Origin of the sequence: Rhizobium sp. BK377 (genome assembly GCF_014193935.1) — a bacterium.
In the GTDB taxonomy this organism is placed as follows: Bacteria; Pseudomonadota; Alphaproteobacteria; order Rhizobiales; family Rhizobiaceae; genus Rhizobium.
This window is the reverse complement of record NZ_JACIAC010000001.1, coordinates 1,166,775-1,183,603: the sequence shown is the minus strand read 5'-3', so window position 1 is coordinate 1,183,603 and position 16,829 is coordinate 1,166,775. Positions and strand designations below refer to the sequence as shown.

General features: G+C 58.7%; 16 protein-coding genes. 7 read left to right on the top strand and 9 right to left on the bottom strand.

Translation table 11 applies throughout. The features are described 5' to 3' along the window. Window positions 1-30: 30 nt before the first annotated feature. Window positions 31-837, top strand: a complete 807-nt coding sequence (locus FHT92_RS05860) for a Ku protein (protein ID WP_183748924.1) — start codon at window positions 31-33, stop codon at window positions 835-837. 42 nt (window positions 838-879) lie between these two features. Here the strand turns inward: FHT92_RS05860 and ligD are convergent, their stop codons facing one another. From ligD to FHT92_RS05840, 4 genes are read right to left on the bottom strand one after another with little or no spacing between them, the layout of a single operon-like run. After that, on the bottom strand, window positions 880-3,399 hold the full coding sequence (ligD, locus tag FHT92_RS05855; protein WP_183823133.1) for a DNA ligase D: 2,520 nt from the start codon (window positions 3,397-3,399) through the stop codon (window positions 880-882). Window positions 3,400-3,401: 2 nt separating this feature from the next. Then, window positions 3,402-4,244, bottom strand: a complete 843-nt coding sequence (locus FHT92_RS05850; protein ID WP_183823131.1) for a Ku protein — start codon at window positions 4,242-4,244, stop codon at window positions 3,402-3,404. Window positions 4,245-4,256: 12 nt separating this feature from the next. Beyond that, window positions 4,257-4,490 carry a DUF2188 domain-containing protein gene (locus FHT92_RS05845; protein WP_183823129.1) on the bottom strand — a complete coding sequence of 78 codons (234 nt, stop codon included), beginning with the start codon at window positions 4,488-4,490 and terminating at the stop codon, window positions 4,257-4,259. Between the two features lie 32 nt (window positions 4,491-4,522). Continuing rightward, window positions 4,523-4,786, bottom strand: a complete 264-nt coding sequence (locus FHT92_RS05840; RefSeq protein WP_183823127.1) for a hypothetical protein — start codon at window positions 4,784-4,786, stop codon at window positions 4,523-4,525. A gap of 154 nt (window positions 4,787-4,940) precedes the next feature. Between FHT92_RS05840 and FHT92_RS05835 the strand changes: the two genes are divergently transcribed. The 3 genes from FHT92_RS05835 (at window position 4,941) to FHT92_RS05825 (ending at window position 7,927) form a co-directional block, all read left to right on the top strand. Next, a complete protein-coding gene (locus tag FHT92_RS05835) occupies window positions 4,941-5,369 on the top strand; it encodes an OsmC family protein (protein ID WP_183823125.1) in 429 nt (142 codons plus the stop codon). A gap of 93 nt (window positions 5,370-5,462) precedes the next feature. After that, window positions 5,463-6,914: an FAD/NAD(P)-binding protein gene (locus tag FHT92_RS05830; RefSeq protein ID WP_183823123.1), complete on the top strand. Its 1,452-nt coding sequence runs from the start codon at window positions 5,463-5,465 to the stop codon at window positions 6,912-6,914. A gap of 116 nt (window positions 6,915-7,030) precedes the next feature. After that, window positions 7,031-7,927 carry a DMT family transporter gene (locus tag FHT92_RS05825; RefSeq protein ID WP_183749151.1) on the top strand — a complete coding sequence of 299 codons (897 nt, stop codon included), beginning with the start codon at window positions 7,031-7,033 and terminating at the stop codon, window positions 7,925-7,927. A 157-nt stretch (window positions 7,928-8,084) separates the two neighbouring features. Here FHT92_RS05825 and FHT92_RS05820 read toward each other — a convergent pair whose 3' ends face one another. Genes FHT92_RS05820 through FHT92_RS05805 form a run of 4 tightly spaced genes read right to left on the bottom strand, consistent with a single transcriptional unit; the run spans window position 8,085 to window position 13,846 of the window. After that, complete coding sequence (locus FHT92_RS05820) at window positions 8,085-9,722, bottom strand: VOC family protein (RefSeq protein ID WP_409527133.1); 1,638 nt, start codon at window positions 9,720-9,722, stop codon at window positions 8,085-8,087. Window positions 9,723-9,747: 25 nt separating this feature from the next. Next, window positions 9,748-11,343, bottom strand: coding sequence for a response regulator (locus FHT92_RS05815; protein WP_183823119.1), 1,596 nt, complete (start codon window positions 11,341-11,343; stop codon window positions 9,748-9,750). A 3-nt stretch (window positions 11,344-11,346) separates the two neighbouring features. Then, on the bottom strand, window positions 11,347-11,772 hold the full coding sequence (locus tag FHT92_RS05810; protein ID WP_183823838.1) for a response regulator: 426 nt from the start codon (window positions 11,770-11,772) through the stop codon (window positions 11,347-11,349). Further along, on the bottom strand, window positions 11,759-13,846 hold the full coding sequence (locus FHT92_RS05805; protein ID WP_409527144.1) for a sensor histidine kinase: 2,088 nt from the start codon (window positions 13,844-13,846) through the stop codon (window positions 11,759-11,761). The genes FHT92_RS05810 and FHT92_RS05805 overlap by 14 nt, the downstream gene beginning before the upstream one ends. 255 nt (window positions 13,847-14,101) lie before the next feature. Here FHT92_RS05805 and FHT92_RS05800 point away from each other — a divergent pair, with 255 nt between their 5' ends. The 3 genes from FHT92_RS05800 to FHT92_RS05790 all read left to right on the top strand — a co-directional run bounded on the left by FHT92_RS05800 (window position 14,102) and on the right by FHT92_RS05790 (window position 16,100). Then, window positions 14,102-14,473, top strand: coding sequence for a response regulator (locus tag FHT92_RS05800; protein WP_183823117.1), 372 nt, complete (start codon window positions 14,102-14,104; stop codon window positions 14,471-14,473). 453 nt (window positions 14,474-14,926) lie between these two features. Continuing rightward, the gene (locus FHT92_RS05795) at window positions 14,927-15,631 is read left to right on the top strand and encodes a helix-turn-helix domain-containing protein (protein ID WP_183823115.1); all 705 of its coding nucleotides are present in this window, start codon (window positions 14,927-14,929) and stop codon (window positions 15,629-15,631) included. Between the two features lie 31 nt (window positions 15,632-15,662). Further along, a complete protein-coding gene (locus FHT92_RS05790) occupies window positions 15,663-16,100 on the top strand; it encodes a response regulator (RefSeq protein WP_183823113.1) in 438 nt (145 codons plus the stop codon). A gap of 10 nt (window positions 16,101-16,110) precedes the next feature. Here the strand turns inward: FHT92_RS05790 and FHT92_RS05785 are convergent, their stop codons facing one another. After that, window positions 16,111-16,827: an ATP-binding protein gene (locus FHT92_RS05785; RefSeq protein ID WP_183823111.1), complete on the bottom strand. Its 717-nt coding sequence runs from the start codon at window positions 16,825-16,827 to the stop codon at window positions 16,111-16,113. Between the last annotated feature and the right edge of the window lie 2 nt (window positions 16,828-16,829).

Genomic DNA, 16,829 nt, shown 5'->3' with positions numbered 1-16,829 from the left:
ACCTCCCGCCGCCGTCACCGTTTATGCCGAATGGCCCGGCAAGCATTCTGGAAAGGTTACCTCAAACTCTCTCTTGTCACCGCGTCCGTTTCCCTGACGCCGGCGACGACGGAGTCGAGCAAGGTGCGGTTTCATGTGCTGAATCGCGCGACGAAAAACCGTGTCGAAAGCCGCTATGTCGATAGTGTCACGCACAAGCCCGTTGCCGAGAAGGATCAGGTGAAAGGCTATCCGCGTGGCGAGGATGATTATGTTCTGCTGGAGGACGAGGAGATCGAAGAGGTGGGGCTGGAAAGCACCCGCACCATCGATATCGACAGCTTCGTGCCGCGTGGTTCGATCGACTGGATCTGGTACGACAAGCCGCATTTCCTGGCGCCGGAAGACAAGGTCGGCACGGAAGCATTCTGCGTAATCCGGGAAGCCATGCGGGCCAATGATGTGGTCGGCATCGCCCGGCTGGTGCTCTATAGGCGCGAGCGGGCCGTGCTGCTGGAACCGTTAGACAAGGGCATAGTTCTCTGGACCCTGCGCTACGGTGACGAGGTGCGCGAACCGACCGCCGAACTCGACATGAAGGCAAAGGTCGACAGTGATTTGCTGGCTTTGATGAAGAAGCTGGTCAAGGAAGAAACGAAGGAATGGGACCCTTCGATGGTACAGGATCCGGTTCAGAAGCGGCTGAAGGCCTTGATCCGGGGCAAGGAAAAGAGCCTCAAGAAGGCTGCTCCGGCCCGCAAGCCGGCGCCGGTAAAATCGACCGGCAATGTCATCAACATCATGGATGCGCTGAAGAAGAGCCTTGCGGCCGAAAGTGGTCGCGGGAAGTCGCGGTAGTTCTAAAGGCTTCTCCCTACAAGGGGAGCGTCTTTCAAGAGCCTATCTCTTCCGCTTCTGCAACGGCTTGGCTGCTGCAAAGAACCCATCCCATGGATCCTTGCTGAGTGCATCGAGGCGCGCCGGCGTATTATCGACGGTGAAATAAGCAGGGCCGATTTCGGTTGTCAGCTCACTCCATTCCAGCGGCATCGAGACGGCGGCACCTGGCCGGGCGCGCGTGGAATAGGCAGCAACAGCAGTGTTGCCGCGGCCGTTCCGGAGGTAGTCGATGAAGATCTTGCCGCTGCGCTTCGCCTTGGTTGCGGTTGCAAGATAGCGGTCGGGGTCATCTTTCGACATGCTGTCGGCCAGCCACTTCGCAAAGCCTTTCACATCCACCCAGCCGGCCTTCGGCTCAAGCGGCGTCACCACATGCAGGCCTTTGCCGCCGGAAGTCTTGACGAATGCCGCAAGGCCCTCGCCCTCTATACGCTCCTTCAGTTCGTAAGCTGCCGCTATCACATTTTCCCATGGCACATCCTCGCCGGGGTCGAGGTCCATGGTGATCATGTCGGGCTTTTCCCAATTGTTTGTGGTCGTGCCCCAGGGATGGATTTCCAGCACCGCCGATTGCACCAGCGCTACGACGCCATCGAAATCGGTAACGCGCAGCAGCTTCTCGCCGCCCTTGTCTTTGGGATCCGTGATTTGCTCGATATGTTCGTTCATGCCTTTCCAGGCGTGCTTCTGGAAAAACCGCTGGTGGCCGGAAATCCCATCAGGCAGGCGCAGCAGAGCAAGCGGCCGGTTGACGACATAAGGTGCCATGAAACGCCAGACCTGCGCATAGTAATTGGCGAGACCTTCCTTGGTGACGCCCTCGTCCGGCCAATAGATGCGGTCGGGATGGGTCAGCTGGACTGCCGATTTCGGCAGGTTTTTGGCGGTTGTCTTTTCCATCTCGCGCACAACGTCCTTTGCCGGCTTGTCCTCCCGCAGTCCGCGAAAGGCCGCGTGGCGCAGATTACCATCCGCCGACCATGCGCGGAACTCCACTTCGGCAACGAGCTGCGGCTTGACATAGCGCAAGCCTCGCCGCTCCTCGGCGGTCAGCTTGTCGTCGAAGGAGTTTTGCTTCATCTCCATTGCCGACAACCGCTCGTAAAGCATCTGTGCCGTCGCGACAGTGTAACCAGTGCCGACGCGGCCGACATGCTTCAGCGCGCCGTCCTCGTAATAACCCATGGCGAGCGAGCCGATAGCATTCTTCATAGCGGTCGACGGTACGTAGCCACCAATGACGAATTCCTGCCGCTGCGAGCATTTTGACTTGATCCATTCGCCGTTGCGGCCGGAGACATATTTGCTGTCGCTCAGCTTGGAGACGACGCCTTCGAGGCTGAGCCGGCAGGCATGGTTCAACACGAGACCGCCGTTCTCATTGAAGTGCGTGCTATAGCGCAGTTTGTCGCTATTTTCCGGAATTAGCTTCTCCAGCAGATGTTTGCGTTCGAGAAGACTTACGTTGAGCAGGCTATATCCATCGAGATGGATGAGGTCGAAAGCATAGAAGACGAAGCGGTCGTAACGGCCTTCACTGAGATCATGCTGCAGGGCGGAGAAATCCGATGCGCCGGTATCGCGCTCCACAACGAGTTCACCATCGATGACGGCCGTTTCAACAGGCAAGGAAGCGAAGGCATCAACGACGTCCTTGCCGAATTTCTCTGTCCAGTCCAGACCTCCGCGTGTCAGCATCCTCACGCGCCCGTCCTCGATCTTCACCTGCAGCCGGTAGCCGTCGAACTTGATCTCGTGGATCCAGCGTTCGCCGGCCGGTGGCTTGGGCTTCAGCTTGGCAAGCTCCGGCTCGATGAAGTCGGGCATGGCTGCCTTTTTCGCGCCTTTCGGCCAATCCCGCTGCGAGGCAGGGGCCTTTGCCTTCCGAGCTGGCGCCTTGGTCTTTACGGCAACGGCCTTGCCGCCCTGAGGTTTGGATTGCCAGGTTGCGTCAGGGTTTTCGGCGACCTCTTCCAGCTCGCGGCCGGTTTTGGCTGATTCCGGACGCTCTTTGAGGATATCCGGTGCACCCTCATGCCGGGCCTCTTCGTCATCGCCTTTGATCAGCAGCCAGTTCTCGCGCTTCTCGCCCGGCTTTCCGTGCATGCGCACCAGATGCCAACGCCCCTTCAGTTTTTCGCCGTCGAGTTCGAATTCCATATGCCCCTTGCGGTAGGCCCTGTGCGGATCACCAAGCGGCGTCCAGGTACCGCGGTCCCAGACGATCACGGTGCCGCCGCCGTACTGGCCCTTCGGAATGATACCTTCGAAATCGCCATAGGACAGAGGATGGTCTTCGACGTGGACAGCGAGGCGCTTATCTTCAGGATTGAGGCTTGGGCCTTTTGTAACGGCCCAACTTTTCAACACGCCGTCCATCTCCAGCCGAAAATCGTAATGCAGCCGTGTGGCGTCGTGCTTTTGAATGACGAAACTGTTGCCCTTCACTCGGGCTGGCTTACCGCGCGGCTCCGGCGTGATCTTGAAATCGCGTTTCGCCTGATACGTCTCGAGCGCCATGATCAGCTCGCCTTTCTGCTGCTTCTATCGGAGGTTTTGCGCGGGGCAGGCTTTTTCGCCGGTGCCTTTCCGCCCATTTTCGCACTTTGGCGCAGCGCCTCCATGAGGTCGACCACCTTGTTCTCCGGCTCGCGCTTGCGTTTCGGCGGCGCGCGGCCTTCGATCTTGGCTTTCACCAGTTCGACGAGTGCCGCCTCGTACCGGTCGTGATATCCGCTCGGGTCGAAGCTGCCCTGTTTGGTGGCAATGATATGCCCGGCGAGCTCCAGCATCTCCTTGTCGAATTTGATATCGGGAATGTCCTTGAAGACGGAGCCTGCTGAGCGCACCTCATAGTCGAAGTTCAGCATGGTCGCGATGATGTGGTCGTCATGCGCGCGGATGAGCAATGTACGGTTGCGTCGGAAAAGCACGGCTTCGGCAAGGGCTACGACTTTACCATCGAGCATGCCTCTGGCAATCAACGCGAGGGCTTCCGCATCGTGCTCGTCGACCGGCGCCAGATAGTAAGGGCGGTCGAAATAGAGCTTGTCGATCTCATCGCAGGGAATGAAGCCCTGCACATTCAGCACCTTGTCGCTTTCCGGCGTGATCTCGGCAATTTCGTCGCCTTCGATGAGGATGTAGTCGCCGCTCTCCATCCTGTAGCCCTTGACCTGGTCGTCGCGCTCTACCGGCTTGCCGGTTTCGCTATCGACGAACCGCCGCTCGACACGATGGCCGCTCCTGCGGTTGATGATATTGAAAGAGACGCGGTCGGAAGAGGAGACGGCCGTATAAAGGCCGACGGCGCAAGCGAGGTCGCCGATCTTCAGATGGCCCTTCCAGCTTGCGCGTGCCGCCATCGCCTCCTCCGTTCAGAGCCTGCTGTTGCCTTTGTCGGTTTCGATCTGTTGGAATTTCCAGCCGCTTCCATCCGGCGCCGGATAGGCGAGCAGCGCATCGCCGTTACCGATCTTCTGGCGCGCGGCTGCGTTTCTTGCGCGATCCATCGCCTGTTCTGCCGTGGCGTAGGGTTCGGACAACGTGTCGCCGAGCTTGTAGGCCCAGCCACTGTCATGCGGAACGATCTGATAAGTGATGTCGGCCATGTGCTTTCCTCCTTGTCAGCCGTTTTGGTCATTCATTGCCGAGGCGAGCGGCTGCGCCGCTCGTCGAGCGCGATGATCTTTTCAAGCGATGCGATATTCTCGCTGGTCACGACAGGAACCGGATCGGCGGCGATCGCTTCCAGTACTTCTTTGGACACTGCACCGTTGCGGATTGCCCATTCCAACGTCTCGCGTGTCTCCCGCTCGGCCTTGAGCTGCGCATAGAGCGCGACGATCAGCCGGTCGCGAACATCCATATTTTTGTGCTTGCGGTCGATGTGACGGACATTGGGCATGAGAAATCGTGCCTCTTCATGAGGTCGCTTCTGGAAAAAACTGCTGAGGGGTAGAAAGGTTCCGTTCGGCAGCGCTCAGCGGAATCAGATCACCACATTGCGGCTTTGAGCTGCAGACACTATTTGAAAGCTATATTCGACAGAGGATTTAAAAATGGCCGATCTCAAGGCTCGTCTCCGTCCCACCGGTGCAAATGCCGTTCTTGGCCGTACCGGTTTCCCGCATGTCACGTCGGTCACCGGCGGCGAGATCGATATCGTCACCAGCCCGTCACAGCCGGGCTTCAACCCGCTCGATCTGCTTTATTCCTCGCTTTCGGCCTGTCTCGTGCTGAGTGCCCGCATGGCGGCGAGCCAGCTCGGCATTCTCGACAAGATCACCGAGATCACCGCCGATGTAACCGGGGAGAAAGCGGCGGAAGGGCTGTCGCGCGTCGCGACATTCAACATCATCTTCTCCATCAAAGGCGATATCGACGAGGAAACGCGACGCAAGATTGCACATATGGCCGAAGACGAGATTTGCACGGTCAGCAACACCATCAGAGGCACCCCGGGATTCGCAACTACGATCTCCGGCTGATCGGATTGTCCGGTTCAGCATAAAAATTATAGACAATAAGCCCGGAGCATTGCGTGGCCCTCATGCTCAACCTATGCTCCGGCATCGATTGAAATGACGCCGGCTGAGATGCAGTTCCAGACAGAATCTTCGACCGAACAGAAATCGCAGCGGCCGCTTGTCGCCATCATCGGAGGCGGCGTTTCCGGGGCAGGTGTCGCCTATCATTTGCTGAAGCTCGCCGGCAACGATGCACCAGATATCGTGGTCTTCGAGCCACGCCCGATGCTCGGCCGTGGTCTTGCCTATGACACCGTGGATCCGGCGCACCGCATCAATGTGCCGGCCGCCAAGATGAGCCTGCAGCCGGATGATGTAGAAGAGTTCCAACGCTGGATCGAGGCGAACAATGCCGTGCGCGACGATCCCGAAGCCGCACGCGAGAACGGCCAGCTTTTCCCGCGCCGGCGCGTGTTCGGCGATTATGTCGGCTCGCTTCTGCAGCCCTTCCTGAAGTCGGGCGCCATCACTCATCGCCGCGCCACGGTGACCGCCATCCGTCGCAAGCGTGATGGCTGGGTGATCTCCGACGACAAGGGCGGACTGACGGAGGCCGATATCGTCGCCGTCGCCACCAGCCATCCGCCGCCGGTGGCGCCTGGCAGGCTGGCGGCCACTCTTGGCGATCATCCGCGCTTCATTGCCGATACTACGAAACCGGGCGCCCTCGAGGTCGTGCGGCCGCAGGATAGGGTTCTGGTCATCGGCAACGGGCTGACGGCAGCAGACGTGATTGCGTCGCTTGCGCGAAACGGCCACGAAGGTCCGATTGTCGCGATTTCCCGCCGCGGCCTGCGCTCTCGCGGCCATGCTGCGGCTCCGCAGGAGCCCTTCGGCGATTTCATCGCCGATCCCGCATCCTCGGCAGTCGCGCTGTTGCGTAAGATTCGGGCGACCATTCGCCAGGCAGCCGAGCAGGGCTTGAGCTGGCATGCCGTCATCGATCAGGTGCGCTCCCAGGGACACGATCTCTGGCGAACTTTACCGGTCGCGGAGCGGCGGCGCGTCGTCCGGCATCTCAGGCCCTATTGGGATGTTCATCGTTTCCGCATCGCTCCGCAAGTGGAGGCAGTGCTCGACGCTGCAATTGAAGCTCGCCGGCTGGAAGTGCTTGCGGGGTCCGTTGCCCATGCCAAGGTCGAGGGTGAAACGATCCACGTTATGCTGCAGCCGCGGCATGCCGGCGAAAGATTGGAACGGACGTTCGATGCCGTCGTCGTCACAACCGGTCCCGCACATGGCGGTATTTTGCAGACGCAGCCCTGGCTCGGTGAACTCGGGCGCGAAGGCTATCTCGTCCTGGATCCGACCGGTCTCGGACTTGCTTGCTCCGAGCGCTCCGAAGCAATCGGAGCGAATGGTCAGGTGATCCCTTCTTTGCTCATTTCCGGTCCGCTTGCACGCGGCACCTTCGGTGAATTGATGGGATTGCCGCAGATCACGGAACATACGGTCTTCGTTGCTCGCGAGATCGCCGAAAAGCTGAAAGAGGCAGCCACGAGATAGTTCGCGGCTCTATTTTCCATCGGCCTGTCGTTCTCTGACTGTCATCGAGGCCCCGCTTCTGATACTCGCAGCGTGTCGCGGCTTGCAGGGTGAGCCGCACAGAAAGCCTCGAGATCATGTCGCAAGCCTCTTCTTCCGTTTCCGAAAGCTCTTCTTCCAGCCGTCTTCCGCTTGTCGCCCTCATTATCGGCGGCGCGGCGATCGGCGGATCGCCGATCTTCGTGCGGCTTTCCGAGGTCGGGCCGATGGCAACAGCCTTCTGGCGAGTGGCGCTGGCACTGATCCCGATCTTTATCTTCTCGCTTTTGCGCAAGGATAATACCGGCCCCAGGCCGAAGAGCCTGGCCGATTATGGGATGTTGATCCTGCCTGGCGCCGTGCTGGCGCTTGATCTGTCAGCCTGGCATCTGTCGATCACCATGACCTCGGTTGCCAACGCGACATTGCTCGCAAACCTTGCACCGGTCTTCGTCACCGCCATCGGCTTTCTGTTCTTCGGGGCCAAGGTTACCCGCGTCTTCCTGCTCGGCCTCGTCCTGGCATTGGCCGGCGTGGTTGTGCTGAAGGGCGGGCCTGCTGCCTTTGGAAATGGCGATCTGCGCGGTGATGGCGTCGCCATGATCGCCGCCGTCTTCTACGCCTGCTATATCCTGGCGATCGGTGCGTTGCGCAGCCGTTTCGATACGATCCGTATTATGCTATGGAGCACGGCCTCTGCCGCAGTCGGCGTCTTCCCGCTCGCGTTTTTCTTCGAAGGCCACATGCTGCCGGCAAGCCTTTACGGCTGGTCGGTGGTATCAGGCCTTGCCTTCGTCAGCCATGCGGGCGGGCAAGTGGCGATCGCCTATGCGCTTGCCTATCTGCCGGCCGCCTTCTCCTCGCTGACGCTGCTTCTCCAGCCGGTTGTCGCGGCCATTCTCGCCTGGGCGCTGCTCAATGAATCCATCACGGCAATGCAGGCCTTGGGCGGCCTGATCGTTCTTGCCGGCATCATGATCGCAAGACGGGGATAGCTTCGCTTAAGGAAGCTTGACCATTGGCTGCTAGACTGTCCCGGAGTATGTCTTGTACAGGATGCCGGTTTTGCAAGGCTCGATGCCATCGATCGCGATGCTCCGCCAACGCTTGGTGCGGTCCCGGCGTCATGCCCGGACAGCTTCCACTGGTAGGCTATTGGGTTTCTTGCAGTTTGCTTTCTTGCAGCAGCCATTTCTGAATGATTGGCACGTCGGCGTCGCTCAGATCGTGACCGCCGGGGATGACGTCGGAATCGACGGTTGCCCCCGACGTCTTCAGCCGCTCTTCCAGCTCACCGGCATATTTGCCATATGCATCCATCTTGCCGCTGATGACGAGCAGGTCCGTGCCCTTCAGATCGGCATGCGGATAGGTGCTGAGGACCGGCATGGAGCGCAGCAACACCGCCTTATGAATGAGGTTTGGGTGAAGGTAGAGCAGTGAATTCAGTAAGTTAGCGCCATTCGAGTAGCCGACATAGACGACCTTCTTTGGATCGAGACCGTAGGATTTGACCGCGCCTTCGATGAAGGCAGCGAAGGCTTCGGCCTCGTTCTTGATGTCGTCCTGGTCGAAGGAGAAAGGCGTGAGGCGCTTGTACCAGCGCGGAAAGCCTTCCTCGGTCGCGCGGCCACGCACGCCGAGAAGGGTGGCGCGTGGAGCGACTTTGTTCAGCAGCGGCATCAGCGTCGTTTCGTTCCCCCCGGAGCCGTGCAGCAGTACAAAGACGCTGCCGTCTGGATCCGGCGGCGTATAGAAACGATGGACGAAAGGCAGCTCGCGATAATTGACGCGCGGCTGGCCGGGCATGGAAAACTGCGGCAGCACGACCTTCAATTCGCTGAGATTGGTGATCGAATCCTTTGGCGGGATGAAAAGCTTGCTTCCAAGTGTGGCCTGCGGCTCATCCACCAGCATGCCCGGCTGGTTGGTAGCAAGTTCTATGAGCGTGCCGCCGGGCTCGCGGGCATAGAGTGAGCGGAAGTACTTGCGATCGTGCAGATTGGTTGCCGAGGCATTTTCCTTTTCGAGCGCCCTGTGAACGGCAAGCACGGCATCGTCGTCATCTGCGCGGAAGGCGATATGGTCTACCGTGCCGGTACCTGGCGCACCGGACCAGAAGCCACGCGCATCGCGCACATCGATGATGTCTCCGGACTGCGAGACGAGGCGGTCGATCGTGCCGCGATTTGCCTGGAACCTGTAGCCGAAATGGCTCTCGATGAAATGGCGGCTTTCGGAGGGCTTTTCGGTGAGCATGGTCGCGCCACGTACGCGCTGCACGGCGTGTTCGATCGGCACATCGCCGCCCTTCCAGACGGCCGTCGATTTCAGATCCTTGGTGCCGGCAAGCTTGACGATGACATTGTCGGGGTCCTTCAGCCGCAGTACCGGTTCGCCGAATTCATCCGCGGGGCCTTCCGAGCGGAAGCCGAAGCGCATCGCACGCGTCAGCCAGTAACCGATACTGGTCGGATCGATCGCCAGAGACATTTCGCTGATCTGGCCGTAGCCAGCCCGGCCGGGTGCCCCGTCCTCCCAAACGAGGAAGGTGACGAGCGAGCCCGGATTGCCCTCGGCGTCGCCGTAGAAGAGATGAAGCTGCGTGGCGTCCTCGAAACCGGCCGTCTGTTTGACGAGCCGCATGCCGAGGAATCCGGCGTAGAAATCTACGTTCGCCTGCACCTTGCGGGTGATCAGCGTGATATGGTGTATGCCTGAAGCCATGGATGAAAGCCCGAATTGAAAAGGCGAGGCCAGGAGCGCGAGGATAAGGGTCGTTGCTAGCATCATACCGTTGCCAATGGCCTTTTCTCTAATTTTGTTCCGCAAAAAGCACAAGTGCGTCGCCGTGCGGCACGAGTTCCAGCGTCTCGACCTCCTCCAATGCTTCTTCAAGTTGTTGCAGCGTTGCCGGCTTGACCATATAGGCGAGCGCGCCGAGGTCTTTTGCCCGTTGCATGTCGCTTTCGTCGCTGGATGTGCTGAGCACACAGACGGGAATCTGGTTCAGCCGCCGGTCGGCCGAGAGCGCACTCAGCACTTCGAAACCATCCATGATAGGCATGTTGATGTCGAGCAGCATCAGGTCGATCTGCGGCTCGCCCGGGACGCCGACACGCTGCTCCAGAAGCCGCATCGCCTCCCGGCCGTTGGTCGCCACATGCAGATTGAAATTCACCTTCTCGCGCCGCATCAACTTGATCTTCAGAAGCTGGATATCTGCCGGGCTGTCTTCCACCAGCAACACTTCGGCGAGCCTGCCGCGGCTCTCGTTCGCATGGTCGGATGCTTTTGCCGTCTGCGGCTGTCCGCGGATGACCGGCTGATCGCTTGATATTTTAGCGAGCGGTAGTTCGAGCAGGAAGGTCGCACCCCTTCCGTTCTTCGCCTCGCACCAGATCGACCCGCCATGCAGCTGCGCGATGCGGCGGCATATGGCAAGCCCGAGCCCTGTGCCTTCGATGCCGCGGCCGACGAGGCGTTTGAAGGGTTGAAAGATGAGCTCGCGATGATCGGGATCGATGCCCGGCCCGTTGTCGCCGACCGTCAGACGGCATATCCCCTTGTCTGCTATGGCCGAAATGCGTACTTCGGGAACGGCATCCTCACAATAGCGGATCGCGTTGGAAACGAGGTTCTGTAGAAGCTGAATCAGCAGCGTCGCGTCGCCCATAACCTCCGGCAGCGGGCCTCGGGTGATGACCGCCTGCCGACTTTGGATCTGCTGATGCAGGTTGTGCTCCACCCGATCGAGCACGGCAGACAGCGGCACCGGCCTGAGCTCAAGCTCGCTCGAAACCTCCAGTCTCGTAAAGCCGGAGACCTTGACGATCAGGTCTTCCATGTGGTCGGCGGCGCTCAGTATATAATCGAGAAGCTCACGGTCCTCGGCCGGCAGTTCGGCTGAGCTGTGCAGGATGCGGCTGAAGGATTTGATCGTTCGCAGCGGCTCTTTGAGATCATGCGCCATGGCGCGGGTGAAGATTTCGAGCGATTGCCGCTTCTGCTCGATCTTTGCTTCCAGTGCACCATGCATCATGGCGTTCTGGATGCAGCGATGCAGTGTCTCCGGCGATAGCGCATCCTTGGTGAGATAGTCGCGCGCGCCGCTTTTCATCACTTCCACGGCGACGGTCTCATTGCCCTGGCCGGTCAGCATCACTACATTGGCGGCCCCATTTTGGGCGAGGATTTCCGAGAGCACGCCAAGACCGTCACGGCCGGGAAGCGAATAGTCGAGCAAGATGCAGTGAGGGTGCCTCTGGCTGTTGAGGGCGAGACCCTCGTCACCGCTCTCGGCCTCGATCACGGTATAGTTCGTGCCGGGGACCCGCGCCAGCATGCGTCTATAGACTTCCCGGTCGTCTATGTTGTCGTCGATGATGAGAACGCAACAGTTTTCCGCCAAATGTCAGTCCTCTAAAGGCAGGATTGCGATTTCGAACCAATATTCCTTGAGCCGCTGGATAGCGGCGAACAATCCGTCGAGATCGACCGGCTTCTGTACATAGGTGTTGGCACCGAGCGTATAGCAGCCCTCGATGTCGCGCTCGTCGTCCGATGTCGTGAGGATCACGACGGGGATCTTGCGCCAATGCACGTTGGACTTGATCGCCTCGAGGGTCTTGCGCCCGTCGAGGCCGGGCATATTGAGGTCAAGCAGGATGAGGCCGGGCTTCGGCGTCATGGTGGCGAGTACGTCAAGCGCCTCCTGGCCGGAGGCGGCCCAACGGATGGGGTTGCGCAGATTGGTTCGTTTGAAGGCGCGCATCGTCGCTTCGAAATCGTCCTCGCTATCCTCGACGATGAGGATCGGTTGCATGTCACGCTGCTGCATTCTGGCCCTCACGCTTCCTTCCTAAGGTAAAATAAAACGTCGTGCCGATGCCGACTTGTGACTCCAGCCATATCTCACCATTGTGGCGCCCGATGATCTTGCGCACGAAGGTGAGTCCGGCGCCGGTGCCGTCCTCGGAATCCTGCGATTTTTCAAGCCGTTTGAAAATGCGGAAAATATCCTCGTAGAATTCTTCGGGTATGCCCTTGCCGTTGTCCTTCACGTAGAAGACGTTGCGGGCTGTCATCCCGTCCTTGCCGACATAGCGTTCCAGATAGCCGACGCTGACGAGAGGCAAGGGCTTGTCGTTATATTTGATGGCATTGGTAATGAGATTGCGGAACACCTCGGTAAGGCGAGGTGCATCGCAGACAACCTCCGGCAGCACGCCATCAATGACGATCTTCGCATGCCGCTCCTCCAGAAGGAGCTCCATGGTGGTGGCGACGTCGCGGATGATCGAACCAATGTCGGTTCTTTTGACCGCCAGCTGCTGCCGGCCTATGCGCGAGAAATAGAGAAGATCGTTGACGAGTTTTTCCATGCGTTGACTGAGCCTAACCAGCCGGTTGAGCCTGCGCACACCGTCTTCGTCGAGCTTGTCTTCATAATCTTCCAGGAGGAAGCGGGAATGATTGTGCAGGCCACGCAACGGCTCCTTGAGATCGTGCGAGGCGATATAGGCAAATTCGTCGAGATCGTGGTTGGAGCGCTCGAGATCAGCTGTATAGGCTTCGAGTTGAGCCAGCGTCGTTTTCATCCGCTCCTCCTGGCGCACGCGCTCGCTGATGTCGCGTACTATCCCGACGAAGGTCTTGCTGGAGCCGCCGACGACGGCGCTGACCGACAGGTCGATTGGGAAGACCACACCGTTCTTGCGCCGCCCGGAGACCATGCGCGTGGTGCCGATGATGCGTTCCTCGCCGGTGCGCCGGTAATTGCTGAGATAGGCGTCATGTTCGGAATGATAGGGTTCCGGCATCAGCATCTTGATGTTTCTGCCGATCGCTTCCTGCGGTGTGTAGCCGAACATGGTTTCGGCGGCCGGATTGAAGCTCATGATCCGCCCGGCCTCGTCGATGGCGATCACGGCGTCAGGCGTAGTGCGCACCAGTGCGCTGAAGCGGATGCGCTCGGCTTCCAGATGCTGGCTGTTGCGCATGAAATAGAAGACGAAAATGGCAATCAGCCAGAGCGTCGCTGCCGTGATTGAACGATTGGCAGCTTCCCGCCAGTATTCGTTCTCAGCATGGTTGACGGCGAAAAAGCCAAGCAGGATCAAGAGAGTGCAGACGAACGCGAAGAAAATCGGCGCGTTACGATTTCCGAACCAGAGCGCGGTCAGCACGAGCGGGACATAGAGAATACCGTTTGCCACGCCAAGTGGCGTATAGAGATCGACGATGAGGCTGGTAAAACAGATCGATGCCGGTATCCAGAGGGGGATCTGCGCCCTGTTGGTCGGCAACATCCACCAGGATCTGGCAAGAAGCCCGCACCCGAAAGCTACCAGACCGACGGCCGTAGGAAGAGCCATCGCGGCATAGGGACCCCAGCGATATCCCTGTTCGGCATGGGTGATGTATCCGGCAAGCGCGATCATGCCGAGCGTGATGACGATATAGCTGCTGAGTTCCTGCACGAGCTGGCCGCGTGATCTTCTCCCGTAGAGCGCAAAGAGAATGGAAAGATTGGTGATCAGGAAGATCAGCGCCGTGTTCGGCCCCATGCCGCCGCCGACCTTTTCGACAAAGGTTGGAGAGACGAAAAACTGCGTTAGGAACATATCGACATTATGTATCCTGCGGCCGAGTGTGATGATCTCCATCAGGCGCATGCCGGAAAGCAAGGCGGCCAGGCCGCAAGCAATGACGGGTACGATGCGGTTAGGCTTGCCTGTCTCCATCGATGTGGCTAGCCCGACACCCGACAGCACGAAGCAAATGGCGGTATTGAACGCCATAGACGGAAAGCCGGGTACGATAGAGATGATGATTTCAACCTCCAGCAGCCACCCGGTCAGCGCAGCTAGACCGAGCAAGACCAACAGGTAGCCGATGACGAGCGCGATCACGCGGTAGCGACCGCTTTCCGTCCCGTCTCGTCCTGATGTAACGGCATCCCGCACCTGCACCACCTCTCCGCCGTGTCCTGTAGCAAGCCATCTTTTCCGAATTCGCCGAATACTCAATAGGCAGATTGTTGGGCAAAACATGCTTTTCGACAGCAAACTCTCAAAGGTCGATATCGGATTTTATCAAAGTGGCGTTAATGTCTCAGTGAGGAACAATGCAGAACATCAGAAACAATATCCGGATTGTGGTGCCAAATGCCGATCTTGTTTTACGTCGATGACAGCAAGGATGATCTCTTCTATCTCGACTATATTCGAAGGAAACAGCAGGTGGATGTTGATCTATTCTGCTTTTCCAACCCAGAGGCTGCGTTCGAGGCGCTTGAGGAGCGTCTGGAACGAGGCGACAGTGTGCCGGATGTACTTATCGCTGATCTCTATATGCCCCTCGACAGCGGCAGCAGTCTGATCGCGCGGCTGCGGAGGGATGAGCGTTTTTCCGCCATGCGGCTCGGCATCTGCAGTGGTTCGGATGCGGTGGAAGACCGAGAACGGGCGCTTGCAGCCGGTGCCGATTTCTATCTGGAGAAGCCATTGGATTTTACTGGGTTTTTCCGCAATCGGTGATTGCGAAAATGCGACGGAGCTGCATACGCAATACGCCGGAAGCGCGTAGCGCAATTGACAAGCGGGGTAGCACATTTCAAAATGCAACCGAAGAGAGGAAAACCAAAAGGCGCTGAGAGAGCCGCCCGATCCGTGTTCGCCGCCACGAACGTCAGCCAACCCCTTAGCTGAATGGCCCGACCGGCTCTCCCGCGCTTACTTCCGGCACTGTCTTTCCGCATCCATGGATGTTGACTGCGGAGAGATTGGGATACCTAGGTAAGAGCTACTATTCGAGTAAACTGTCCTATGCATCACCTGTAGTCGAGATGTCTCCGCTTGCGATATCGAAAGTCCCCGTTTCGGTATCGGTCATCAACTGTCTCGCAATTTTTGTAGCTGTTCGCGTTTAAGACGTATATCCCAAGATTTCGGGATCGGCGGAAAGAGAATTGGGGAGGAGGAAGAGTGGGAATGACCAGTGCTGCCGCAGTCCCCTTTCATGCCGGTCCGGAACTCAGCCGGGCCATCAACCGCACAGATTTTTTTCGCCTGCTGAAAGCGGCCGCACAGCACTACACTTTCGACAATTTTACCCTGGCGCGCATCTCGGAAGCTGCAGCTCCGTTTGGAGAACGCGATGTCGTCATAACCAATGTCGCCGAACGGCGCATGAGCCTCTTCGTCAAGACTCTCAAGGAAGCTTTGGGAACTGTCAAGGCGCGAACAGCGCAGTTCTTGACGACGCCGGTGCATGGAAAAAGTGCGGCGATAGAAGGCTATCCGCCAGACCTCGTCTTCAATGAATTCAGCGGCAGCACATTCCTCTTCATTCCACTGTTTACGCCGGAAGGACGTCGCTACTGCCTGGTGCTCAGCGGCCAGCGCCAGGAGCCGGATCAGGGCGAGTTGGCGGATATTCTGCTCGATGCCATACGCATCTTCGACAAGCTGTATGAGGAAATTCTGACTCAGGAAATGTCCGGTCGACTCACACAGCGCGAAACCGAAATCGTCAAATGGACGAGCGAAGGCAAGACCTCCGCGGAGATCGCCATTATCCTCGGCCTCTCCGAACACACGGTCAATTCCCATATCACGGCCGCAGTCCGGAAACTCGATGCCGTCAACCGCGTTCATATGGTGGCGATTGCCTTGCGAAACGGCCTGGTTTCGTGAGCCGGTTTCATGTCGGGGGAAAGATGAAACGATGAGTGTTGAAGCAACGCGCAGGAATGCGGTGAAGGTATTGTTCGTCGACGACGAGTTCATCGAATTCCGGTTGCTCAAAAAGAAGATCGCCGATCTTTCCGAACCGCGCGTCGATGTCGAATATTCTCAATCGATCAGTGACGCGCTGGACAAGATAAAGGCTGCTCGCTTCGATCTCGTCCTTCTCGACAATCGCTTGTTGCCGAATGCCGATTTTCGCGAGACCGTGCCTGAACTCAGGGGCATCGGCTATACCGGCCCGATCGGCGTGGTGTCGACCGATATATCAGGGAACTATTTCCAGGAATTTCCCGATTACGGCGTCGATTTCCGCATCGGCAAAGATGAGATCGACGTCCAAACGCTACAACACATTATCCGAGAATACGTGACCTATGATGTCCCGGATTTTTGGAAGGACGATTACAGCATCTGACCAGGACGCTCTAAGCCGGCAGGCGGATCGCAAAGCGGCTGCCGCTCTCATCGGAATGGTCGAGCTTGATATCGCCGCCGAGCGTGCCGAGCAGGTCCCGCGTGGTCGTCAGGCCAAGCCCCGGTCCTTGCGCCGTGCCTGATTTCGGCAGCTTCCAGAAGGCATCGAAGATCTTCTCCTGATAGTCTGGCTCGATACCGCAGCCATTGTCGGCAACGATGATGCACCAGTCCGCACCGTCCCGTGTGGCCGTCACGCTGACGCGCGGCGCTGCTGAGCCATGAAATGTCAGCGCATTCGAGAAGAGGTGCTTCAGAACAATGGTCAGAAGTGCGGCATCGCTGCGGATGAGGGGCAGATTGTCCGCATCAAGTGTCGCGCCGCTCACGGGAAATTCGTCCAGCGCTTGCTTCCAGGCCTCTCGTGCAAGGTCGGTGAGGCGCGCGTCGCTTATCGTGATCTGCGGTATCGTTCCCGCAAGGCTCATCAATGCCTTGGTCAGCCGCTGTGCCGTCTGGGCCTTCTCCATGATCATTCTGAGGCTCTGCAGCTGCTCGCCATCGAGCGTCGGCTCCAGATCGTCGAGCAGCATTTCCGCATACATGGCGATATGGCGGAGCGGTGATTGCAGGTCGTGCGAGGCGGTCGCGAGGAAGCGTTTGATGCGCTCCTCCTGATCGCCAGTGGAACCAGTTTCCGGCTTTTTCGCCGTCGGGTTGGAAGACATGT

Excerpts from the sequence above, each read along its gene's own strand:
- FHT92_RS05860 (WP_183748924.1), top strand. The coding sequence starts at position 31 with ATGGCCCGGCAAGCATTCTGGAAAGGTTACCTCAAACTCTCTCTTGTC.
- ligD (WP_183823133.1), bottom strand. The coding sequence starts at position 3,399 with ATGGCGCTCGAGACGTATCAGGCGAAACGCGATTTCAAGATCACGCCG.
- FHT92_RS05850 (WP_183823131.1), bottom strand. The coding sequence starts at position 4,244 with ATGGCGGCACGCGCAAGCTGGAAGGGCCATCTGAAGATCGGCGACCTC.
- FHT92_RS05845 (WP_183823129.1), bottom strand. The coding sequence starts at position 4,490 with ATGGCCGACATCACTTATCAGATCGTTCCGCATGACAGTGGCTGGGCC.
- FHT92_RS05840 (WP_183823127.1), bottom strand. The coding sequence starts at position 4,786 with ATGCCCAATGTCCGTCACATCGACCGCAAGCACAAAAATATGGATGTT.
- FHT92_RS05835 (WP_183823125.1), top strand. The coding sequence starts at position 4,941 with ATGGCCGATCTCAAGGCTCGTCTCCGTCCCACCGGTGCAAATGCCGTT.
- FHT92_RS05830 (WP_183823123.1), top strand. The coding sequence starts at position 5,463 with ATGACGCCGGCTGAGATGCAGTTCCAGACAGAATCTTCGACCGAACAG.
- FHT92_RS05825 (WP_183749151.1), top strand. The coding sequence starts at position 7,031 with ATGTCGCAAGCCTCTTCTTCCGTTTCCGAAAGCTCTTCTTCCAGCCGT.
- FHT92_RS05820 (WP_409527133.1), bottom strand. The coding sequence starts at position 9,722 with ATGCTAGCAACGACCCTTATCCTCGCGCTCCTGGCCTCGCCTTTTCAA.
- FHT92_RS05810 (WP_183823838.1), bottom strand. The coding sequence starts at position 11,772 with ATGCAGCAGCGTGACATGCAACCGATCCTCATCGTCGAGGATAGCGAG.
- FHT92_RS05800 (WP_183823117.1), top strand. The coding sequence starts at position 14,102 with ATGCCGATCTTGTTTTACGTCGATGACAGCAAGGATGATCTCTTCTAT.
- FHT92_RS05795 (WP_183823115.1), top strand. The coding sequence starts at position 14,927 with ATGACCAGTGCTGCCGCAGTCCCCTTTCATGCCGGTCCGGAACTCAGC.
- FHT92_RS05790 (WP_183823113.1), top strand. The coding sequence starts at position 15,663 with ATGAGTGTTGAAGCAACGCGCAGGAATGCGGTGAAGGTATTGTTCGTC.
- FHT92_RS05785 (WP_183823111.1), bottom strand. The coding sequence starts at position 16,827 with ATGTCTTCCAACCCGACGGCGAAAAAGCCGGAAACTGGTTCCACTGGC.